15 protein-coding genes are annotated in these 20373 nt (G+C 64.2%); 2 read left to right on the top strand and 13 right to left on the bottom strand.

Annotation, left to right across the window (positions count from 1 at the left end; genetic code table 11):
- Positions 1-40: 40 nt before the first annotated feature.
- Both PSEMO_RS11335 and PSEMO_RS11330 read right to left on the bottom strand, forming a co-directional pair.
- Positions 41-553, bottom strand: a complete 513-nt coding sequence (locus PSEMO_RS11335) for a DUF4880 domain-containing protein (RefSeq protein ID WP_075803164.1) — start codon at positions 551-553, stop codon at positions 41-43.
- A gap of 441 nt (positions 554-994) precedes the next feature.
- A complete protein-coding gene (locus PSEMO_RS11330; protein ID WP_075803163.1) occupies positions 995-1327 on the bottom strand; it encodes a hypothetical protein in 333 nt (110 codons plus the stop codon).
- A gap of 161 nt (positions 1328-1488) precedes the next feature.
- Between PSEMO_RS11330 and PSEMO_RS11325 the strand changes: the two genes are divergently transcribed.
- The gene (locus tag PSEMO_RS11325; protein ID WP_256721093.1) at positions 1489-2070 is read left to right on the top strand and encodes a LexA family protein; all 582 of its coding nucleotides are present in this window, start codon (positions 1489-1491) and stop codon (positions 2068-2070) included.
- A gap of 137 nt (positions 2071-2207) precedes the next feature.
- Here the strand turns inward: PSEMO_RS11325 and PSEMO_RS11320 are convergent, their stop codons facing one another.
- From PSEMO_RS11320 to PSEMO_RS11305, 4 genes are all read right to left on the bottom strand, one after another.
- Positions 2208-4160 carry an acetyl/propionyl/methylcrotonyl-CoA carboxylase subunit alpha gene (locus PSEMO_RS11320; RefSeq protein ID WP_075803161.1) on the bottom strand — a complete coding sequence of 651 codons (1953 nt, stop codon included), beginning with the start codon at positions 4158-4160 and terminating at the stop codon, positions 2208-2210.
- Positions 4157-4975: a gamma-carboxygeranoyl-CoA hydratase gene (locus PSEMO_RS11315; RefSeq protein ID WP_075803160.1), complete on the bottom strand. Its 819-nt coding sequence runs from the start codon at positions 4973-4975 to the stop codon at positions 4157-4159. The genes PSEMO_RS11320 and PSEMO_RS11315 overlap by 4 nt, the downstream gene beginning before the upstream one ends.
- Before the next feature lie 3 nt (positions 4976-4978).
- The gene (locus PSEMO_RS11310; RefSeq protein WP_075803159.1) at positions 4979-6583 is read right to left on the bottom strand and encodes a carboxyl transferase domain-containing protein; all 1605 of its coding nucleotides are present in this window, start codon (positions 6581-6583) and stop codon (positions 4979-4981) included.
- Between the two features lie 106 nt (positions 6584-6689).
- Positions 6690-7853 carry an isovaleryl-CoA dehydrogenase gene (locus tag PSEMO_RS11305; RefSeq protein ID WP_075803158.1) on the bottom strand — a complete coding sequence of 388 codons (1164 nt, stop codon included), beginning with the start codon at positions 7851-7853 and terminating at the stop codon, positions 6690-6692.
- Between the two features lie 216 nt (positions 7854-8069).
- Here PSEMO_RS11305 and PSEMO_RS11300 point away from each other — a divergent pair, with 216 nt between their 5' ends.
- Positions 8070-9743 carry an AMP-binding protein gene (locus PSEMO_RS11300; protein WP_075803157.1) on the top strand — a complete coding sequence of 558 codons (1674 nt, stop codon included), beginning with the start codon at positions 8070-8072 and terminating at the stop codon, positions 9741-9743.
- A 6-nt stretch (positions 9744-9749) separates the two neighbouring features.
- Here PSEMO_RS11300 and PSEMO_RS11295 read toward each other — a convergent pair whose 3' ends face one another.
- The 7 genes from PSEMO_RS11295 to PSEMO_RS11265 form a co-directional block, all read right to left on the bottom strand.
- The gene (locus PSEMO_RS11295; protein ID WP_075803156.1) at positions 9750-10463 is read right to left on the bottom strand and encodes a phosphocholine cytidylyltransferase family protein; all 714 of its coding nucleotides are present in this window, start codon (positions 10461-10463) and stop codon (positions 9750-9752) included.
- A 52-nt stretch (positions 10464-10515) separates the two neighbouring features.
- Positions 10516-11112 carry a gamma-glutamyl-gamma-aminobutyrate hydrolase family protein gene (locus PSEMO_RS11290; protein WP_075803155.1) on the bottom strand — a complete coding sequence of 199 codons (597 nt, stop codon included), beginning with the start codon at positions 11110-11112 and terminating at the stop codon, positions 10516-10518.
- Entirely contained in the window at positions 11109-13424 is a 2316-nt protein-coding gene (locus tag PSEMO_RS11285; protein ID WP_075803154.1) for a PEP-utilizing enzyme, read from the bottom strand. The genes PSEMO_RS11290 and PSEMO_RS11285 overlap by 4 nt, the downstream gene beginning before the upstream one ends.
- A gap of 5 nt (positions 13425-13429) precedes the next feature.
- Positions 13430-14179, bottom strand: a complete 750-nt coding sequence (locus PSEMO_RS11280; protein ID WP_075803153.1) for a class I SAM-dependent methyltransferase — start codon at positions 14177-14179, stop codon at positions 13430-13432.
- Positions 14176-14724, bottom strand: a complete 549-nt coding sequence (locus PSEMO_RS11275) for an adenylyl-sulfate kinase (protein WP_075803206.1) — start codon at positions 14722-14724, stop codon at positions 14176-14178. Before PSEMO_RS11275 ends, PSEMO_RS11280 begins: the two co-directional genes overlap by 4 nt.
- Before the next feature lie 22 nt (positions 14725-14746).
- Complete coding sequence (locus tag PSEMO_RS11270) at positions 14747-15931, bottom strand: hypothetical protein (RefSeq protein WP_075803152.1); 1185 nt, start codon at positions 15929-15931, stop codon at positions 14747-14749.
- A 206-nt stretch (positions 15932-16137) separates the two neighbouring features.
- Positions 16138-20229 carry a DEAD/DEAH box helicase gene (locus tag PSEMO_RS11265; RefSeq protein ID WP_075803151.1) on the bottom strand — a complete coding sequence of 1364 codons (4092 nt, stop codon included), beginning with the start codon at positions 20227-20229 and terminating at the stop codon, positions 16138-16140.
- Positions 20230-20373 lie beyond the last annotated feature (144 nt).

Below are 20373 nucleotides of genomic sequence, written 5' to 3'. Positions count from 1 at the left end.
TGTGCAGAGTTGTTATGGGCGACAACTCTACACAACCCGGTCAGGACCAGAAACCCAACGCCAGCAATGCGGCAAGACCCAGGCCCATGGCCACGGTGCAGCCGCCCAGGGAGAAGGCGGCGCGGCTCTGCCGGTACCAGAGGTTTTCGCCCAGTATCCGGGCCGGGGCCAGCAGGCTGCGCCAGCGCAGTTCGGTGGCGTGGAAGGCCGCCAGGTGCTCCGGGTCGGCGTCCAGCCAGCGGCGGAAGTCGATGCGTTCGCTGGCGGTGATCTGCGGGCTTTGCAGGCGCACATACCATTGGCCGGCGGTACGGGCGAGCGGGGTGGAAGAAGGCAGGGACGCTTGCAGCACCTGGTTCATCTGCCGCTCGACCGTGGCGTCGGGCAGGTCCAGGCGCTTGGCGATGACGGCAAGGGTGAGTTGATCGAGGCGATTGAGCAAGAACACCTGTTGTACCCGGCGTGGCAGCTCTTTCAGGCGGTGCAGCAGCGCCAGTTCGGCGGCGTCGGCAGCGTCGGCGTGATGGTCCAGCGGCAGCAACAGACGGGTCATGGTTCCAGCTCCTTGCGGTGGAAACGGAGGAGGCGAGTAGGGGGCATCTTCCTTGACGCGGTTGAGAGCTTAATCGTAACGAGATTGATTCTCAAGTGCTAATTTCAGCAAAGCTTTGTTACGGGGTTACGGCGACGATAGTCCTTTGATATCATTGCCACATTAAGTAACACACCGCCTTCATTAGCCTGAAGAGCCCAAAAAAAAGACCCGGCAAAAAGCCGGGTCAAAAACCGTGATTAGCCTGATGAGGAGATAATCTGGAGTCCGACCTAAGGGCTCCGGGTTATCCAACCAGTCTCGCGACCAGTTGCGATCAATAATAATCGTTCTCATTTTCAAGTCAAATGAATTTTCGGTAATTTTACGAAAATTCTTTCTTCCCGTGCCTGGAACCCAGGCAGTCCGGGCCTTCACGCTGTTGTTATTCCTTCCTGACGTTCATTTCTTCCCTGCGTTTTCCTCGTCTTTCCTGACCTGGCTGTGGCTGCGGTCAAGCATCGCGCGCGCGAGATTGATCAGGTGCATGCTCACCAGCACCTGGTCCTGGGTCTTGTCGCGCAAGTGTTGCGCCGCCTCGTAGGCGGTGGACGAAGCGCAGCGCAGCAGCCAGATGGCCTGTTCGGCGGCGGCCTGGGGCGAAAGATCGTCGCGGGCGACCACCAGTTGCATGTCTTTCAGCCCGGGGGAGTGCTCCGGCGCCGGGTTGAAGTAGTGGTCGAGAGCACGTTGTACGGAGTCGCTGTGCAGGTGGCTGGAGGTGCTTGCAGTCATGTAGAGGGTCTTCCCTGAGGGCAGTTGAGAGGCATGGGGAAATATAGTACCTAGCGTATTTCTTTCAGGATTTTAAATACTACAATTTGTGTATTGAGCGAGAATGAGCAGTCCGTATCGTGCCTGCGATGGAAAAATGGATCGCACTAGTCAAAAGACGGATGGGTGAGCTCAAGCTCACGCAAGAGAAACTGGCCGAACGTGTCGGGGTGACCCAGGGCTGCGTCGGTTTGTGGCTGCGTGGCGAGCGCGAGCTCACCCTGACGCGCATGAATCATGTGCTGGTATGCCTGGAGCTGCCGCACATGAGCATGAAGCCTACTCCGGACACCGAGGAGGAGCCGGCCAACTATGGCCTGCCCACGACCTTCCGCTATCCCTTGTCGGACTGGGTGGCGCTGACGGACTTCGCTGATGATGCCGAGGGTGCCGAGGAGATCACCGACTACAAGGCGCTGGGCAAGGCCTTCTGGCTGCGGATCGAGGGCGATGCGATGACCGCGCCGAGCGGTTTGAGCATTTCCGCCGGTATGCTGGTCCTGGTCGATCCTGGCGTCGAGGCCGAGGTCGGGCGCCTGGTGCTGGCCCGGGTGCCGGGTAATCCCCAGGGCCTGTTGCGGCAGTTGGTGGTGGAGGGCGGGCAGCGCTTTCTGAAACCACTCAATCCGACCTACCCGATCATGCTCTGCGGTGAGGACTGCGAGTTGCTTGGGGTGGCTATCCAGGCCGGGATTCGTTTCTGAGTCCATACCAACTAAAAACGGCGCCCGAGGGCGCCGTTTCTGTTTTTCAGCTTCAAGCCGCAAGCTGCAAGCCACAAGAAAAAGCGGCAGCGACGCAACCTGCTGTTTCTTGCAGCTTGAAGCTTAAAGCTTGGAGCTCACTCCTCCAGCGCCACCAGCACACTCCCTTCGCTGACCATCTCGCCTTCCTGGCAGTACAGCGCCGAAACTGTCCCGGCATGGGGCGCACGGATGCTGTGTTCCATCTTCATCGCCTCCAGCACCACCAGCTGGGTCCCGGCCTCGACCACCTGGCCCGGTTCCACCAGCACCCGCACGATGCTGCCGTTCATGGGCGCCGTCAGGCCGCCCTGATGGCCGTGGCCGGCTTCGGCTTCGGCGATCGGGTCGAATGCCGTGACGGCATGCAGTTCGCCGTTCCAGCGCAGATAGAGGCTGTCACCGCGACGGATCGCCTGATGCTGATGACGCACGCCATTGTCATCGACCCGCAGCATTTCCCCGTCCAGCCTGAACGCTGATTGCGCGCAACGCTCCAGGCTCAGTGCCTGCTGCTCGCCGTTGCTGCTCAGATGCAGGCTGATATGCGCTGGCAGCCCTGCCCGGAAGCCTTGGCGCGAAGCCCAGGGCGAGGCGGCATCGTCGCCGCGCGAGGCCAGGGGCAGGCCTTGTATCCATGCTTCCGCTGCCGCTTGCCAGAATCCGGCGGGCAGGGCGCTCGGCGCCGGCAGCAGTTCGTTGTGGTAGCGCGGGATAAAGCCGGTATCCAGCTCTGCGGCCGCAAATGCCGGATGGGCGAGGATGCGCCGCAGGAAGCTGATATTGGTCTTCACCCCACCAATGGCGAACTCATCGAGCATCGCCAGCAGCCGCAGACGCGCCTGTTCACGGTCTTCGCCCCAGGCGATCAGCTTGCCCAGCATCGGGTCGTAGAACGGCGACACCTCGTCGCCCTCGGCCACCCCGCTGTCGACCCGACGCCCGTCGCCTGCAGTGCTTTCCCGGTACAGCGCCAGCTTGCCGGTCGCCGGCAGGAAGTCGTTGGCCGGATCTTCCGCATACAGCCGCACCTCGATGGCATGGCCGATCAGCGGCACCTGCTCCTGGGTGATCGGCAAGGCTTCGCCACGGGCCACGCGGATCTGCCAGGCCACCAGGTCCAGCCCGGTGATCGCCTCGGTCACCGGATGCTCGACCTGCAGGCGCGTGTTCATCTCCATGAAGAAGAACTCGCCACGGGCATCGAGCAGGAATTCCACGGTGCCGGCGCCGACATAGCCGATGGCCTGGGCCGCACGCACCGCGGCTTCACCCATGGCCCGGCGCTGTTCGACGCTCAGCCCCGGTGCCGGCGCTTCCTCGACCACCTTCTGGTGCCGGCGCTGGATCGAGCAGTCGCGCTCGTTGAGGTACAGGCAGTTGCCGTGCTGGTCGGCGAACACCTGGATCTCCACATGGCGCGGCTTGAGGACGTACTTTTCCACCAGCATCCGCGAGTCGCCGAACGAGGACTGCGCTTCACGCTGCGCCGAGGCCAGGGCTTCGCCCAGCTGGCTTTCCTGCTCGACCACCTTCATGCCCTTGCCACCACCACCAGCAGTGGCCTTGAGCAGTACCGGATAGCCGATCTTCTCGGCGGCGGCGCGGAAGGTCTCCAGGTCCTGGGCCTCGCCGTGGTAACCCGGTACCAGCGGCACCCCGGCGGTTTCCATCAGGGCCTTGGCCGCCGACTTGCTGCCCATGGCCTCGATGGCGCTGGCCGGCGGGCCGAGAAAGATCAGCCCGGCGTCCTCGATGGCCTTGGCGAAACCGGCGTTCTCGGACAGGAAGCCATAGCCCGGGTGGATCGCCTGGGCGCCGCTGGCCTTGGCCGCAGCGATCAGCTTGTCGATGACCAGGTAGCTCTCGGCCGGCTTGGCGCCGCCCAGGTCGACACGGATATCGGCTTCACGACTATGGCGTGCCTCACGGTCCACCGCACTGTGCACGGCGACGGTGGTCAGGCCCAGGGATTTGGCGGTGCGCATCACCCGGCAGGCGATCTCGCCACGGTTGGCGACCAGCAGGGTGGTCAGCTCGGGACGGCTCATGGGCGAGGTTCCTTGTTGGACGAGTCGGCCAGCCAGGCCGGTTGGCGTTTTTCCAGGAAGGCATGCAGGCCCTCCTGGCCTTCCGCGCTGACGCGGATGCGGGCAATGGCGTTCTCGCAGTAGCTGCGGATGGCTGCGGTCGGTTCTCCCGCGCCGACTTCACGCAGCAGTTCCTTGCTGGCGCACATGGCTTGCGGGCTGTTCTGCAGCAGGTTGGCGATCCAGTCTTCCAGGCGCTGCTCCAGTTCCGCCGCCGGGTAAGCCTCCGCCAGCATCCCCAGCTCGCGGGCCCGCAGGCCGCTGAAACGCTCGGCGGTCAGGGCATAGCGACGCGCGGCACGTTCGCCCATGGCCTGTACCACGAACGGGCTGATCACCGCCGGGGCCAGGCCGATGCGCACTTCCGACAGGCACAGCTGGGCATCTTCGGCGCCGATCGCCATGTCACAGCAGGCGATCAGGCCGAGGGCGCCACCGAAGGCCGCGCCCTGGACCACGGCCAGGGTCGGCAGGCGGAGCTGCGCCAGGTTGTACATCAGCTTCGCCAGCTCGTGGGCGTCGTCCAGGTTGCTCTGCAAGTCGAGCGCCGCGCTCTGCTGCATCCAGGCCAGGTCTGCACCGGCGCTGAAATGCCGGCCACGGCCACGCAGGATGACGAAGCGCAGGCGGGTATCGGCCGCCAGTTCATCGAGGGCAACGATCAGCTCGCGGATCATCTCGGCGTTGAAGGCGTTGTTCTTGTCCGCACGGCTCAACCACAGGGTGGCGAAGCCGCGGGGATCCTTGATCAGTTCGAGGGTGCTGAAGTCGGTCATCGGTCACATCCGGAAAATGCCGAAGCGGGTAGCTTCGATCGGTGCGTTGAGCGAAGCGGACAGGGCCAGGCCGAGGATCTCGCGGGTCTGCGCCGGGTCGATGACGCCGTCGTCCCAGAGCCGGGCGCTGGAGTAGTAGGGGTGCCCCTGATGCTCGTACTGGTCGAGAATCGGCTGCTTGAGCTTCGCTTCGTCCTCGGCGCTGAAGGCCTGGCCGCTGCGCTCGCTCTGCTCGCGCTTGACCTGGGCCAGCACCCCGGCAGCCTGTTCGGCGCCCATCACGCCGATCCGCGCGTTCGGCCACATCCACAGGAAGCGCGGGTCATAGGCGCGCCCGCACATCCCATAGTTACCGGCGCCGAAGCTGCCGCCGATGATCACGGTGAATTTCGGCACCTTGGCGCAGGCCACCGCGGTGACCAGCTTGGCGCCGTGCTTGGCGATGCCACCGGCTTCGTATTTCTGCCCGACCATGAAGCCGGTGATGTTCTGCAGGAACAGCAGCGGAATGCCGCGCTGGCAGGCCAGTTCGATGAAGTGCGCGCCTTTCTGCGCGGCTTCGGCGAAGAGGATGCCGTTGTTGGCCAGGATCGCGATCGGGTAGCCATGCAGGTGGGCAAAGCCGCACACCAGGGTGGTGCCGAACAGCGCCTTGAATTCATCGAACACCGAGCCGTCCACCAGCCGGGCGATGATCTCGCGCACATCGAACGGCTGCTTGGCATCGGCCGGGACCACGCCGTACAGCTCGTCGGTGTCGTACAGCGGGGCGATCGGCGTGCGCAGTTGCAGCTCGCCCTGCTTGTGCCAGTTCAGGTTGGCGACGCAGCGCCGGGCGATGGCCAGGGCGTGCTCGTCGTTGTCGGCGTAATGGTCGGCCACGCCGCTGGTCTTGCAGTGCACATCGGCACCGCCCAGGTCCTCGGCGCTGACCACTTCACCGGTGGCGGCCTTCACCAGCGGCGGGCCGGCGAGGAAGATGGTGGCCTGCTGGCGGACCATGATGGTCTCGTCGGACATCGCCGGCACATAGGCGCCGCCAGCGGTGCACGAGCCCATGACCACGGCGATCTGCGGGATGCCCTGGGCGCTCATGTTGGCCTGGTTGAAGAAGATCCGCCCGAAGTGCTCGCGGTCGGGGAAGACTTCGTCCTGGCGCGGCAGGTTGGCGCCGCCGGAGTCCACCAGGTACAGGCAGGGCAGGCGGTTCTGCTGGGCGATGGCCTGGGCGCGCAGGTGCTTTTTCACGGTCAGCGGGTAATAGGAGCCGCCTTTTACCGTGGCGTCGTTGGCGACGATCATGCATTCGACACCTTCGACCCGACCGATACCGGCGATCACGCCAGCGGCGGGGACGTCTTCGCCGTAGACCTCATGGGCGGCCAGTTGGCCGATCTCCAGGAAAGGCGAGCCCGGGTCGAGCAGGCGATCGATACGATCGCGGGGCAGCAGCTTGCCGCGCGAGGTGTGGCGTTCCTGGGCCTTGGCTCCGCCACCCTGGTGCACCTGGGCGAGGAGGCTGCGCAGGCTGTTGACCTGTTCCAGCATGGTCGCGCTGTTGACGGCAAAATCCGGCGCGCGGGTGTTCAACTGAGACTTCAGAATCATCGGAGGTCCTTTGGCAGCTTCAAGCCATAAGCTTCAAGCTGCAAGAGTGGATCGGATGCAAGCCGCTTTTTTCTTGCAGCTTGTCGCTTGAAGCTTGCAACTGTCCCTAGCGGGTCTCGTTGAACAGTTCGCGGCCGATCAGCATGCGACGGATCTCGCTGGTGCCGGCGCCGATCTCGTAGAGCTTGGCGTCACGCAGCAGGCGGCCGGCCGGGAATTCGTTGATGTAGCCGTTGCCGCCGAGGATCTGGATCGCTTCCAGGGCCATCTGCGTGGCGCGCTCGGCGGTGTAGAGGATCACCCCGGCGGCGTCCTTGCGCGTGGTCTCGCCACGGTCGCAGGCCTGGGCCACGGCGTACAGGTAGGCGCGGCTGGCGTTGAGCTGGGTGTACATGTCGGCGATCTTGCCCTGGATCAGCTGGAACTCGCCGATGCTCTGGCCGAACTGCTTGCGGTCGTGGATATAGGGCACGACGAGGTCCATGCAGGATTGCATGATCCCGGTAGGGCCGCCGGAGAGCACCACACGCTCGTAGTCCAGGCCGCTCATCAGCACCTTCACGCCGCCATTGTGCTTGCCGAGGATGTTCTCTTCCGGCACCTCGACATCGTCGAAGAACAGCTCGCAGGTGTTGGAACCGCGCATGCCCAGCTTGTCGAACTTGTTGCTGCGGCTGAAGCCCTTCCAGTCACGCTCGACGATAAAGGCGGTGATGCCGTGGGGGCCTTTCTCCAGGTCGGTCTTGGCGTAGATCACGTAGGTGTTGGCGTCCGGACCGTTGGTGATCCAGGTCTTGCTGCCATTGAGGACGAAGCGGTCGCCACGCTTGTCGGCGCGCAGCTTCATCGAGACTACGTCGGAGCCGGCATTCGGCTCGCTCATGGCCAGGGCGCCGATATGCTCGCCGCTGATCAGTTTCGGCAGGTATTTGGCTTTTTGCTCATGGGTGCCGTTGCGGTTGATCTGGTTCACGCAGAGGTTGGAGTGGGCGCCGTAGGAGAGGGCGACCGAGGCCGAGCCACGGCTGATTTCTTCCATCGCCACCACGTGGGCCAGGTAGCCCAGGCCGGCACCGCCGTATTCTTCGCTGACGGTCACGCCGAGCAGGCCCATGTCGCCGAACTTGCGCCACATGTCGGCGGGGAACAGGTTGTCGTGGTCGATCTGCGCGGCGCGGGGCGCCAGTTCGCTGGCGACGAAGGCCTGCACCTGCTCGCGCAGCATGTCGATGGTTTCACCAAGGGCGAAGTTCAGGGAGGGATAAAGCATGCTCGGGCACCTTCTATTGTTTGTTCTTGGATGGGGCGGAGTAGCAGGGGTGGCGACCAGTGATTCTAGCCGCACTGTGTATTTCACCTTTACGTTAACGTAAACCTGCGTCGAAGGACTGTCAATCGTCAAGGTGACCTTTACGTTAACGTTAATTTAGGCGAGAGTAGTTCCCGCCCCGATCAGCTCCCAGAACAAACACAAAAAGGGAACGCCATGAATCAACCGAGCTACACCCAGGGTCGCCAGGACAAGCCCTTGCTGGCCATGACCATCGGCCAGGCCTTCGACCGTACCGTGGCGCGCTTCGGCGAGCGCGAGGCGCTGGTGGTCCGCCATCAGCAGCTGCGCTACACCTGGGCCGAACTGGCTGCCGCCGTCGACCTGCATGCCCGCGCTTTCATGGCCCTGGGCCTGAAGAGCGGCGACCGTCTCGGCATCTGGGCGCCCAACTGTGCGCAGTGGTGCATTGCCCAGTTCGCCAGCGCCAAGGCCGGGATCATCCTGGTCAATATCAACCCGGCCTATCGCACCAGCGAGCTGGAATACGCGCTCAAGCAGTCCGGCTGCCAGTGGCTGATCTGTGCCGGAGCTTTCAAGAGTTCGGATTACCACGCCATGCTCGCCGAGCTCCTGCCGGAGATGGGGCACCAGGCGCCGGGGCAGTTCAACTGCGAGCGCCTGCCGGACCTGCGCGGGGTGATCAGCCTGGCCAGCGCGCCGCCAGCGGGCTTCCTTGCCTGGGACGGGCTGGGGGAGTGGGGCGACAAGGTCGGAGCCGACGACTATCACACCCGGCAGAGTAGCCTGCAGTTCGACCAGGCGGTGAATATCCAGTACACCTCCGGCACCACCGGCTTCCCCAAGGGCGCCACCCTCAGCCACTACAACATCCTCAACAACGGCTACATGGTCGGCGAGAGCCTGGGCCTCACCGAGCATGACCGCATGGTGATCCCGGTGCCGCTGTACCACTGCTTCGGCATGGTCATGGGCAACCTTGGCTGCATGACCCATGGCAGCACCATGATCTACCCCAACGACGCCTTCGACCCGGCCCTGACCCTGCAGGCCGTGGCCGAGGAACGCGCCACCGCGTTGTATGGCGTGCCGACCATGTTCATCGCCGTGCTCGACCAGCCGCAGCGTGCCGACTATGACCTGTCGTGCCTGCGCACCGGGATCATGGCCGGGGCCATTTGCCCGATCGAGGTGATGCGCCGGGTGATCAGCGAGCTGCACATGAGCGAAGTGCAGATCGCCTACGGCATGACCGAGACCAGCCCGGTATCGCTGCAGACCGGCCCGGACGACGAACTGGAGCTGCGCGTGACCACGGTCGGGCGGACCCAGCCGCAACTGGAAAGCAAGATCGTCGACGAGCACGGCTGCGTGGTCCCGCGCGGGCAGATCGGCGAGCTGTGCACCCGGGGCTACAGCGTGATGCTCGGTTACTGGGGCAATCCTTCCGCGACCGCCGAAGCCATCGACCCGGCGGGCTGGATGCACACCGGCGACCTGGCGAGCATGGACGGGCAGGGCTACGTGTGCATTGCCGGACGCAACAAGGACATGATCATTCGCGGTGGCGAGAACATCTATCCGCGGGAGCTGGAGGAGTTCTTCTTCACCCACCCGGCGGTGGCGGATGTGCAGGTGATCGGCATTCCCGACGAGCGCTACGGCGAGGAGATCGTCGCCTGGATCAAGTTCCACCCGGGGCACAGCGCCACCGATGTGGAGCTGCAGGCCTGGTGCAAGAGCCGCATTGCCCACTTCAAGACGCCGCGCTATTTCCGCTTCGTCGAGGAGTTCCCGATGACGGTGACGGGGAAGGTGCAAAAGTTCCGGATGCGCGAGATCAGCATCGAGGAGCTCAGGCAGGGCTGAGTGGCTCTATTGGTAAAGGTGCAAATCCTCGCCAGAGTCCACCTCGCCCCATTCGCCGGTATAGGCGAACGCCCGCACCGGCACCCGTGCGGCATCCAGCACTTGCTGCAGGGTGCCGGTCATGTGCGCCTTGTCCCGTTGTTCCGGGGGCAGGGCGGCACGTAGCCGGGTGATTTCCGCCCAGCCTTCGGGAGTGAAGCGCAGCAGGCCCATGTACTGGCCCTGGACGTCGTCTACCGAGACCGGCTTGTTGCCGATCTCGGCCAGGTGGCCGGCAGGCGTCAGGCGGAAGGTCTCGGCATCGAGCAAGGGATCGCCGAAGCGCTCGGTCCACAGGGCCAGCCAGTTCGGGTCGTAGGTGATTGCCAGGGCGTCGCTACTGTCCATCAGCGAGCGCACCGCCGCCGGGCTGTAGAAAATGTCGGAGTAGCTGACGATGCAGGGTTCGTGTTGCAGCCAGGATTCGGCGCAGGCCAGGGACGAGACCATGTTGGTCTGTGCCCAGCGCGGGTTGTGGAACTCCAGCAGGCCCTGGTCCGCCAGCAATTCGCGTTTGTAGCCGGTGACGATGGCGATTTCGTCGATCCCCGCCTCGCGCAGCGCTGCAAGCTGCCACGCCAGCAATGTCTGGCCACGCAGCTCGACCATGCACTTGGGGCGTTCGTCGGTGAGGCTTTTCATGCGGCTGCCTCGTCCGGCAGCCAGGATAATGGCTTTCACAGCTGTTTCACCTCGTGAAATTCGAATGAGCGCAGGGTACGCCCGGGGATCTTCATTCGCCGAACAGGGCTCGCAGTCGGGCGAGGTCATGGACGGCGAACACCTGTTCCCGTTCGGGGTGCCACATCCAGCCTTCCCAGGGCAGGCTGCGGTGGCCGATGGCTTCGATTTCGCCGTCTTCACTGCGGGCCAGCACGTCGAAATCCTCCGGGCAATCGGCCAAGGCAAGGCCATGATAGCTGTTCACTTCGGCGACGATCCGGCCTGACAGCCGATGCCGGGTGCGGACATGGCCGCTCACCGGTTTCAGGCGGCTGCCGGCCCAGTGCCCGAGCATCTGCATGCCCCGGCAAATGCCGAGGACCGGCAGATGGTTGGCCCGGGCATGCTCGAGCAACCGGGCTTCGGTCATGTCTCGCGCCGGCTGCTCGCCAAGGTCATTGCCGCCCGACAGCACGATGGCCTGCGGTGCCAGGCGGTCGAGCCAGGTCTGCAGGGCATCCGCTGTTGCGGACAGGGTATTGGGTACCGGCACCGGCAGGAGCCCGCCCGTCAGGAGGAAGTCCACCAAGCGCTGGTCGAGTGCGTCGCGGGTTTCGCCGCGCTCGGCAAGCACATCCACGCGCTGGCTGACCGCGACCACCTTCACGCCAGGACCTCCACTAGGCGCCCGGCGCAGTCCAGGTGCAGGCGTTGTGCTGCCGAGCAGCGGCGATAAAGGACTTCGCCGGTACCAATGACTGCCGGCAGGCCCAGTTCGCCCGCACGGATCGCCATATGCGAGTTGGCGCCGCCCCAGGCGGTGACCAGGCCGGCGATCGGGTAGGCGAACAACCAGTCGAATCCGGGATCGGCGTTGGGGATGCAGACGATCGCCCCGGCCAGCTTGTCCCGGTCATCACTGTCGACCACGTGCGCGGTCACCTGCTTCTGGGTGATGAAATTGGGCGCGGTTTCCGGCCATTCGAAGGACCAGATGTCCTCCGGGCAGGTAATCACGGGGGGCAGCGACAGCCTGAGGGTCCGTTGGTAACGGTCCTTGCCCTGCTCGATGCTGTGCAACAGCAGCGCCTTGGGGTCCGTTGCCGCGACGTGCATTTCCTTCAGCGCATTGATGTCGCAATAGGCCATGTCTTCACGGCTGATACCGTGCTGGGCGCCTACTTCGGCAATCAGCGCCAGGGCGTCGGAGAGGTTGCGGGTGAAGTGGAACTTGGCCAGCTCGCGCAGTTCTATCCCGCTTTGCATGAAGTCCAGCAGGCCGACCGGGTCGGGCTGTAGCCCGTGTGCCTCCAGTTGCCGGACGATTTCGCGCATCTGCGGCAGGGTCAGCGAGAAGGGTTTGACCGGCTCGGGCACGGCAGGGCGCTGGCTCCAGTCGAAATACTGCTCCGGCGCCTCGTCGTAGCGTGGCGAGAGGATGTCATAGGTGCCCGGACGCAGGTGGCCGTAGCGGGCCAGGAAGGTCGCCTTGTCCAGGGTGGCGCGATCCCGCGCCAACTGGCCACTGACGGTCGAGACACCGCCCATGAAACAGTCGTAGTCGGCCTGGGAGAACACCCCGACCGTGACCAGCGACTTGAGCATCTGCACCGCGACGAAGCCGGCCCGGGCCAGGCCGGCGAAGGGCAGGGTGCCATAGCGCTTGGCATCTTCCAGGAGCCAGTAGATGCGCTCCAGCGGATCGGCGTTGGACGCCAGCAGCTCTTCACGGCGTGCCTGGAGCGTTTCCAGCTTGGCGGCATCGGCCCGCCACAGCCCGTCCTTTGGATGGACGATGCGGTTGGTCAGGGTGCGCAGGCTGCTGCTGATGGCTTCCAGTTCGTGCGCCTGGAAACCGGCATCGGCCAGGCGCTCCAGGCGTTTCGCCAGGTCCAGGGTGTAGCAGGAGAACACCACCTCGAACTCCACCTTGTCGTGGAGGGCCGGTTCGGCCAGCAGCCGGTCGATGTAATGGTCGACCAGTCGCCCGGCCAGGCCCTCGTCGAGGTCCGCCGGGATGAACGAGTTGAACGACAGGCGCACATCGATATAGGGCAGCCCGAAGAAATGCGGCATCAACGGGAAGCTGCGCAGGTTGCGATAACCGTAGTTGTGACGCTGGTAGGCCCAGATCGAATCGGTCACCAGCTCACGATACAGCGAGAGGGCCAGGGGCTTGGGACGTACGCCGATGATCTCGGCGGGGTTCCAGTCCGGCATCACGCCATAGACAGTGCGCTGGCCCATCAGGAAAGGGTGCGGTTGCATGCCCCTGGCCACCTTGCGCTGGATGGTGTCCAGCCGGGCGGCCTGGTCCGCTTCGGGCTCTGCCGCCGCTGGCAGGATCAGCGGTCGTGCCTGCAGTAACCACAGGGTTTCACCCTCGGCTTCGCGGGTGACGGCGAACTCGCAATCGACCGGCATGGCGCCGAACAGCGCCAGCAACTCTTCCAGCAGCCCGACGATGGGCGCGAGGTGTGGCGGAGGCGGCACCTCGCTGAGCGCTGCCTGCTGCCAGAGACGCCCGCCCATGCCGCCGGTGACGGAGGCGGTGTCGCCGCCTTCGGACCAGTTGACTACCCGGTACGGCGCACAGGTATTCGGGTCGTGGGAAAAGGCCACGCCGGCGCGCAGCACATTCTGCAGCATCGGCTGGATCAGCACCTCGTCCGCCGGCTGTGCATCGCCGTAGCTGGCAATCACCTGTTCGATTGCGGACTCCAGGCCCGCCTCGTCGACATCGGCGAGCGACAGGAAGGCCCCGGCCCCCGAGGTGTGCGTACCGTCTTCACGCAGGCAACTGGAGCGCACGATCCAGGGAGCGTCGCCGAGTCGCCCACGGGTATCGCGCAAGCACGCTTGCCGCCCTGCCTGCCAGTCGCCCACGGTGAACGACAGCAGGGGCGCGATGCACGCCGAGCCGAGACGGCCCTGCAGGCTGGCCAGGGTTCCCGCCTTGGTGGAGAAATGCAGCGCCATCGGCGTTATCTCAGTTGGGCCACCCAGATATTGGTCGAGTACGGCACCTTGATCGACGGCGTGCCGAGGCTTTGCAGGTACTCGTCGATGGCGCTGATCACCTCGGCGAACTTCGCCCCGGCCTGACGCTCGAGCGTGGCGTGGGAGCGCCAGGCTTCCAGGCATTCCGCGAGGGTCTGCTCGTGGGTGACGCGGGCATCGAGATGAACCACCGGGCCGAACAGGCCGCTGGCGTCGATGACGGCGGTCTGGTCTTCGCGGCGGGTGCCGTAGCCATAGCCCTCGACACGTTCCTTGATGATGGCTTCGATCCGCGCCTGGATCGGATCATCGAGATGGCGATGGTTCCACATGCAGGCGAACCAGCCGCGGGGCTTGAGGATGCGTGCGGTTTCCTTGAGCGCCTGCTGGCGGTCGCAGACGTTGAAGGAACTGCCGAAGGTGACCATGTCGAAGGCTTCGGCGGCCTGCCCGGTGGCCTCGCCGGTGCCTTCGTGCCAGGCGACGTTGCCCAGGTCGGCGGTGCGCTTGATGCCATTGCCGCGCATGGCGTCGTTGGGTTCCACGGCCATGACGTCCAGGCCGCGCGCGGCCAGCATCAGGGTCAGGTGCGCCACGCCCGCGCCGACGTCGCAGAAACGGTCGCCTTGCTCGGCGCCGGCGATGGACAGCATCGCGTCGATTGCCGCATCGGCGTAGTCGGGACGCTTCAGGTAAGCGTCAGCCAGGATGGTGTAGTCCCATTCGGTTTTCATGCGGGTTTCCTTTGATTAAAACGGTGCAGCAAGTCGTCAGCCAACGTCCTTGCCGAGCGCTCGGGTTCGAATTCCACCACCCAGTCGGGGGCGTCCGGTTCATCTATCGGCAGGTCGAGCCCTGCGACGTTGTGCAACTCACCCGCGTCGAAGCGTTTATAGAGGTGTTTCGGGTCCCGGCGACGCAGTTCTTCCAGCGGCACCTTCAGGTAGATTTCGAAGTAGCCCGGCAGGTTCGCGCGGTTCCAGGCATGGACTTCGTGAAACAGCGAGATGGTGGCGATCACCACGGTATGCCCCTGGGCCGCGATGACGTGGCACAGGTGCGCGTAGCGCATGGCCAGGCTCAAGCGACCGTCCCGGCCGTAGTTGAGCGGCTGGTCGCTGGTGGTGCCGAACACCTCGCGCAGCTCATCCCCGTCCAGCAGGATGACCGGGCGACCCTGGCGCCTGAGCCCGTCGGCGAATTCCCGGGCCAGGGTGGATTTTCCCGCACCCGACAACCCGGTGATCCACACTACGTGTCCGGTGTTTTCAATGTTCATGCCGGCGCTGTCCATGCAAGGCTCATGAGTGACTCGCTGCAGGTGTCGTCGGGCCCTCGACGACTGCGCCGTCGGCTGCCATTTCAAAATAGCGGAACCTGGAGTCGTGCTGCATTTCCACGAGTTCCTGGAAGACCTCCTCGGGGTGCTGGAAGCCGCCGAATTCGGACTCATGGAACTTGCGGTAGATGGCGTAATGCTGATCCGGGGTCAGCAGCGAGAAGCCGTGCAGCAGCTCCATGAGTTCCTCGCCGTTGCGGGCGATGGGCAGGTGGTTTTCCATCTGCTGCAACCAGGCGTTGACCACCGGATGGCTGGCGCTGTCGGCCGGCACGTAATAGACCGGCAGGCGGCAGGTATTGAGCATGAACGAAACACCGCCGCTCGAGGCGTCGGTGATGATCGTGTCGCAGCGCCGGTAGAAGTCGTCGCTGCGGCCCTTGGTTTCGTCGATCGTGATCCACGGGTAGCGCGCGAGCTGTTCGCACATCTCCTGGATGAAGGGATGTTCGAAGTCGGTCATGTACGGGCGCAGGAGAATGCTCGCGTGGGGCACCTGGGTCTTCACCGCATTGATGACCTCCACCATGTTCTCGAACAGCGACGCGCCGTCCGGGCAGATGCCTTTCTGCGTCGGGAGGATGCCGACGACGTAGCGGTCGGGGCTGCGCGGGAAGTCGGGTGGGGTGTCCAGGATCGCCGGGATCTTCACCGGCAGGGTGGAGATCGCACTGGTGCGGCGCAGGTCCGAGCGTAAGGTCGCGAACGGGAAGGGCAGGGACTCATGGCGCTCCTGCCGGTACAGCTGCATGCCGTTTTTCAGCAGGGCGAAGTACGAGCGGGAGGGTGCGACGATCGCATCGAACAGCGACACCAGGCTGGAGGTGTAGTGCCTGTCCCGGACTGGCATGCCGACGTTGCCGTGGGCGATGAACACCGCAAAGTTGGACTCGTCGATCGCCCGGCCGATGAAGGCATCGTTGGAGATGATGACGTGCGAGCGCAGGCCGACGATGAAGTCCACCTCGACGTCCTCGACCGGGTAGCCCAGCGCCTGTTCCGCTTCGGCCCGGCTCACGCCGGTGATCTTCGTATTGAGGACCCTGCACTCGTATCGGTGTCGGAGAGCGTTCAGGGCGGGCACCAGGTATTCCAGGTAGGTTTTCCCACCGTTCTGGACGTTGTTCAGCAGATAGACGGTTTTCATGGTGAGGGTCGCACTTCAAAAGCCTTCCTGGGCGTAATTGCTTCTTATCAGGTGGGGCGGGGTAGGAACGGGCGCACGGCGCATCCAGGCCACAACGCTGACAAAAAGCTTTGAGTACCAACGGCTTGTGACTTGGAGCTGGTGATTGGGCTGGAAAATCTCGTGAAGCTATCATGCGGGCCCGGAGACCCGCAACCGCGTGGCTGTCAGGGCGCTCCGCCACCCAGCAGGGCCAGTAGTGCGTCGGCATCCAGCTTGGCGCTTACTTCACCGCCTTCCAGCAGGCTGTCGGCCAGGTCCCGCTTGCGCGCGTGCAAGCCGACGATCTGCTCTTCGATGCTGTTTTCGGCGACCAGCCGGTAGATGGTCACCGGGCGCTGCTGACCGATGCGGTAGGCCCGGTCACTGGCCTGGTCTTCCACCGCCGGGTTCCACCACGGGTCCAGGTGGATCACATAGTCGGCGGCGGTCAGGTTCAGGCCGCTGCCGCCGGCCTTCAGGCTGATCAGGAAGATCTCGCCGATGCCCGCCTGGAAGGCATTCACCCGGTGCTCCCGCTCCTTGGCGGGGACGCTGCCATCAAGGTACTGGTAGGCGATGCGCTTTTCATTGAGCAAGGTGCGTACGATGCTCAGGTGGTCGACGTACTGGCTGAACACCAGGGCCCTGTGTCCATTCTCCAGCAGCTCTTCGACAAGGGCGGTGAAGGCCTGGAGCTTGCTCCCCGGCAGGGTCGATTCCGGCATGACCAGGCTTGGGTGGCAGCAGAAACGGCGCAGGCGGGTGATTTCCGTGAGTATCCGGAACGACCTGGCGGCGCCTGGCGCCGAGTCGGAAACGTTGCTCACCGCTTCCTGGCGCAGGGCTTCGTAGAGATGAGCCTCTTCCTCGGACAGCGGGACCTTGTAGGTAATCTCGGTGCGGGCAGGCAACTCGTCGAGCACCTGGCTTTTCAGGCGGCGCAGGATGAAGGGCTGAATCAAGGCCTTCAATGTCCGCCGGGCTGCCGCATCGCCCTGCTCGATAGGGTTGGTGAAGCGCTTGGTGAAGCTTTCCTGGCTGCCGAGCAGGCTCGGGTTGATAAAGTGGAACAGGCTCCACAACTCGCCCAGGTGGTTTTCCAATGGCGTGCCGGTGGCGACTACACGGAAATCCGCCTGCAGCGCCATGACTGCCTGGGCCCGTTTGGTCTGGGCATTCTTGATGGCCTGGGCTTCGTCCAGCACGACGCTGTGCCAGTGGCGCGCGGCGAAGGCGGCGCTGTCCTGCTGCAGGAGGCCGTAGCTGGTGATGACCAGGTCGCCGGGGCCGAGGTCATCGAGGTTGCGCTCCTGATGGTACAGGCGCAGCTTCAACTGAGGAGCGAAGCGCCGGCTTTCCGCTTGCCAGTTAAGGGTGACCGACGTCGGCGCCACGACCAGTTGCGGACCCTCGGCGGCGCGCTGCAGCAGCAGGGCCAGGATCTGCACCGTCTTGCCCAGCCCCATGTCGTCGGCCAGGCAGGCACCGACACCCCATTGCGCCAGGCGCGACAACCAGATGAAGCCCTCATGCTGATAGGCGCGCAGATCGGCTTGCAGGGTACGCGGCAGTTGCGGCTGGTAATCGCGCAGCGATTGCAGCTTTTTCAGGAGTGTCTGCCAGTTTTTATCGGCCGTGAATTCGCCGACTTCTGCTGCCAGGCCGGCCAGTATCGGTGCGGTCAACGGGCTGAGGCGCAGGCCCTGGTCCGTGACCTTGTCAGCCAGGTGCGCCAGCTCATCCAGGCGCTTGCGCAAGGTGTCATCCAGTGCCAGCCAGTCACGGTCGTCGAGCTTGAGGAAGCGTCCGGGGCTGGCCTTGATCAGTTCCAGAAGTTGGCGCAGTTGCAGCACCTTGCCGTCATCGAACGCTACCTCGCCCTGCAGGACGAACCATTCACCCTGTTTGCGCACGCCCAGCTTGAGTTCATTCAGTTTCAGCCGGCCTTTCAGGCGCATGCGTTCGCCTTCCGGCCATACGCAGTGCAACTGCTTGCCGTCCAGCGCCTGCAATTCGCCGAGTACCTGCAAGGCGTCCTGAGGCTGATCGAGTTGCCATTCCTGGCCATCGCTGTTGGCGGCGGCCAAGCCGGGGCAGGCCATCAGCACCTGTTGCAGGGCCTGGCGCTCGCCGGCCAGGTCACGGGATACCTGCAACGGCTTGCCATCGCGTTCGCCGAGTACGTTCTGGGCGCCGTGGCCCGGGCGGAACCAGCTGCTTTCGGCCAGGGGACGCACCAGCAATTGCAGGCGTAAGCCTTCGGCAAGTGGCAGCAAGTGGGCGTACAGGCGGGTATCGGCCTGTTCGTGGTCGACTTGTGCCGCCAGTTCGGGCAGGTCCGAATGGACAGGCACCAGCGGGGCGATAGCGCTGATGGCCTCAAGCAGTTGCGCCTTGCCTGACTGCGGTACGCTCAGGCCTTTGCCGATGATCCTGGCGATCTGACGCAGGTCGGCGTTGACCGAAAATACCTGCAGGCGGGTCGGCGTCTGCCGGTCCAGGTAGTAGGTGTCGTCAGGGCTGATGCCCTGCGGTTCCAGGCGCAGGTAAATCTGCCCGTCTCCGGCTTCGAGGTGCAGGCTGGCGTGGCCGGTCTCAAGCTCCAGGCGCACGTCCGTGGCGTCGTGCCAGAACAGCGCTGGATGGCCGACCAGCTTCTGCAGGGCAACGCCAAAAGGCAATTGGTACTCGGCGTGGGAATAGTAGGACTGGCTTTCCTGGATCATGCTGATCGCTTGCCGGTCCTGTTCACAGAGAAAGTCCAGGCTATCGACCTCATCCATCAGGCGTCTGAGCGCGACCGGACGGCCTTTGCTCCATTGCCCCTTGGCCCCCAGTTTCTGCTCGCGCGGCTCAAGTTGGGTGGACCAGTGGTCCGGGTTCAAAAGCCAGGCCAGGCGAGTGCTCTTTTTGGCTGCCGGGCTGGCCGGCGCGCTGACGGTCTTGAGCTGGCTCAGTGCATCGAGTGCGTGCTGCCAGGCTTCCCGGCGCTGGCGCAGTTCGAACAGTGGTTTCAGCCCTGTCTCCTGATGCAGATCAGGAAGGTGCCTTGGCACGCCGAATTGCGCACTGATCAAGGCATCGAACTCGGCGGCCAGCCAGGCGTAACCCCATTGATGGAGTTGGGTCCGGTAGTCCTGCAGCATCGTGCACCACGCCTGCTCCCGTGCGAACGGAGCATCCAGCCAGTACACGGCGAGAGCATGGAGCAGGCCATCAAGACCAACCGGTTCCCTGGCTCTCAGGTCAGACAGGTCCGGTGCATTGCCTTGCAGTCGCTCGTACAGTTTATTGAGGACGTAATAAGCTCCGCCGTAGTTTTCCTTGCCGCCGAGCACCAGCGCCTGCTTCAGCGCCGCGTGGTGCTGGCTGTCGTTTTCAGCGATAAGCGCCAGGCAGTGCAGGGCGTTTAGTAGTGGCGGCAGGTCGATCTTGCGCTTTTTGGTTTGCCTGCGCTGTTCGGTGAGCCAGCTGCGCAAGACCACCAGGGCCTCGTCGATCTCACCGTGCAGCATCAAATGCAGAAGCCCGACAGTCAGTGGGGCAAATTCGCCACACAGCTCCAGCGTTTCCCAGTCACCCCGCCACAGGGCTTGTTCCAGCAACTGCTGGCCCAGTGCCCGGGACGGGCGGTGCCCCATCTGGCCCAACGCCAGGTCGTAACTCGTGCTCATCGGGCCAGGCAGGCAGTTGCTCAGGCACAGATGATCTTCCAGCAGGACTTCGCGGACGTCCGGGCTCAGTTGGCCAAACACTTTCAGGCCGTCCGGGTCGGATTGCAGCAGTTGCATGGGGTGCTGGGGCGCCCAGTCATTCGTGCTGAACAATCTGCCCGTGTCGCGCAGGAAATACTCCACTCGCTCGCCGGTGCTGCCCAGCACGTTCAGCCAGAGCTCCTGCAGCGCCCTAGGCTTGCTGGGGGCTTGCCACTGGTTGAGTGCAGGCAGGCTGTCGTTGATCTGTTGCAGGCGCAGCATGCCGTCTGGGGCGTGCAGCAGACTGAGCAGCACGCTGCTTCGGCGCTGTGCAGGGACGACGAAGTATTGTCCCTCCCTGCGCTGCTCCGTCTCGACCCAGCCCTGCGCCTGTAGCGATTCCAGCAAGACGGGCAATGTAGTGACGTCAAGCAGCTTGTCGCTTTCGTCACAGACGCCCATGGTTCGCAGGAGTTTGAGCAGCGAGGTTTTGCCCTTGCCGGGGAAGGAGAGCGCGAGGGTGTAGAGGAGGGCTCGGCTGTAGTCGGGCAGGGTGTTGGGGGAGAGGGAGTGGTGGGACATCCTGGACCTCGGGGGGAGTGGTCGGGGGATTGTACGTCATGGCGGTAGTCCGCAAAGAGGGCAGGGCAGTCATTAAGAGACCTCAATCTTCACAGGCTATCGGGATCACCAAAGAACATTTGGGTATTCATATAAATCAAAAGG

The organism is Pseudomonas putida (assembly GCF_001941965.1).
Lineage (GTDB): Bacteria > Pseudomonadota > Gammaproteobacteria > Pseudomonadales > Pseudomonadaceae > Aquipseudomonas > Aquipseudomonas putida_L.
This window is presented reverse-complemented; position numbering and strand designations above follow the sequence as displayed.

Coding starts and splice junctions, on each gene's coding strand:
- PSEMO_RS11335 (WP_075803164.1), bottom strand. CDS start 553: ATGACCCGTCTGTTGCTGCCGCTGGACCATCACGCCGACGCTGCCGAC.
- PSEMO_RS11330 (WP_075803163.1), bottom strand. CDS start 1,327: ATGACTGCAAGCACCTCCAGCCACCTGCACAGCGACTCCGTACAACGT.
- PSEMO_RS11325 (WP_256721093.1), top strand. CDS start 1,489: ATGGGTGAGCTCAAGCTCACGCAAGAGAAACTGGCCGAACGTGTCGGG.
- PSEMO_RS11320 (WP_075803161.1), bottom strand. CDS start 4,160: ATGAGCCGTCCCGAGCTGACCACCCTGCTGGTCGCCAACCGTGGCGAG.
- PSEMO_RS11315 (WP_075803160.1), bottom strand. CDS start 4,975: ATGACCGACTTCAGCACCCTCGAACTGATCAAGGATCCCCGCGGCTTC.
- PSEMO_RS11310 (WP_075803159.1), bottom strand. CDS start 6,583: ATGATTCTGAAGTCTCAGTTGAACACCCGCGCGCCGGATTTTGCCGTC.
- PSEMO_RS11305 (WP_075803158.1), bottom strand. CDS start 7,853: ATGCTTTATCCCTCCCTGAACTTCGCCCTTGGTGAAACCATCGACATG.
- PSEMO_RS11300 (WP_075803157.1), top strand. CDS start 8,070: ATGAATCAACCGAGCTACACCCAGGGTCGCCAGGACAAGCCCTTGCTG.
- PSEMO_RS11285 (WP_075803154.1), bottom strand. CDS start 13,424: ATGGCGCTGCATTTCTCCACCAAGGCGGGAACCCTGGCCAGCCTGCAG.
- PSEMO_RS11280 (WP_075803153.1), bottom strand. CDS start 14,179: ATGAAAACCGAATGGGACTACACCATCCTGGCTGACGCTTACCTGAAG.
- PSEMO_RS11275 (WP_075803206.1), bottom strand. CDS start 14,724: ATGAACATTGAAAACACCGGACACGTAGTGTGGATCACCGGGTTGTCG.
- PSEMO_RS11270 (WP_075803152.1), bottom strand. CDS start 15,931: ATGAAAACCGTCTATCTGCTGAACAACGTCCAGAACGGTGGGAAAACC.
- PSEMO_RS11265 (WP_075803151.1), bottom strand. CDS start 20,229: ATGTCCCACCACTCCCTCTCCCCCAACACCCTGCCCGACTACAGCCGA.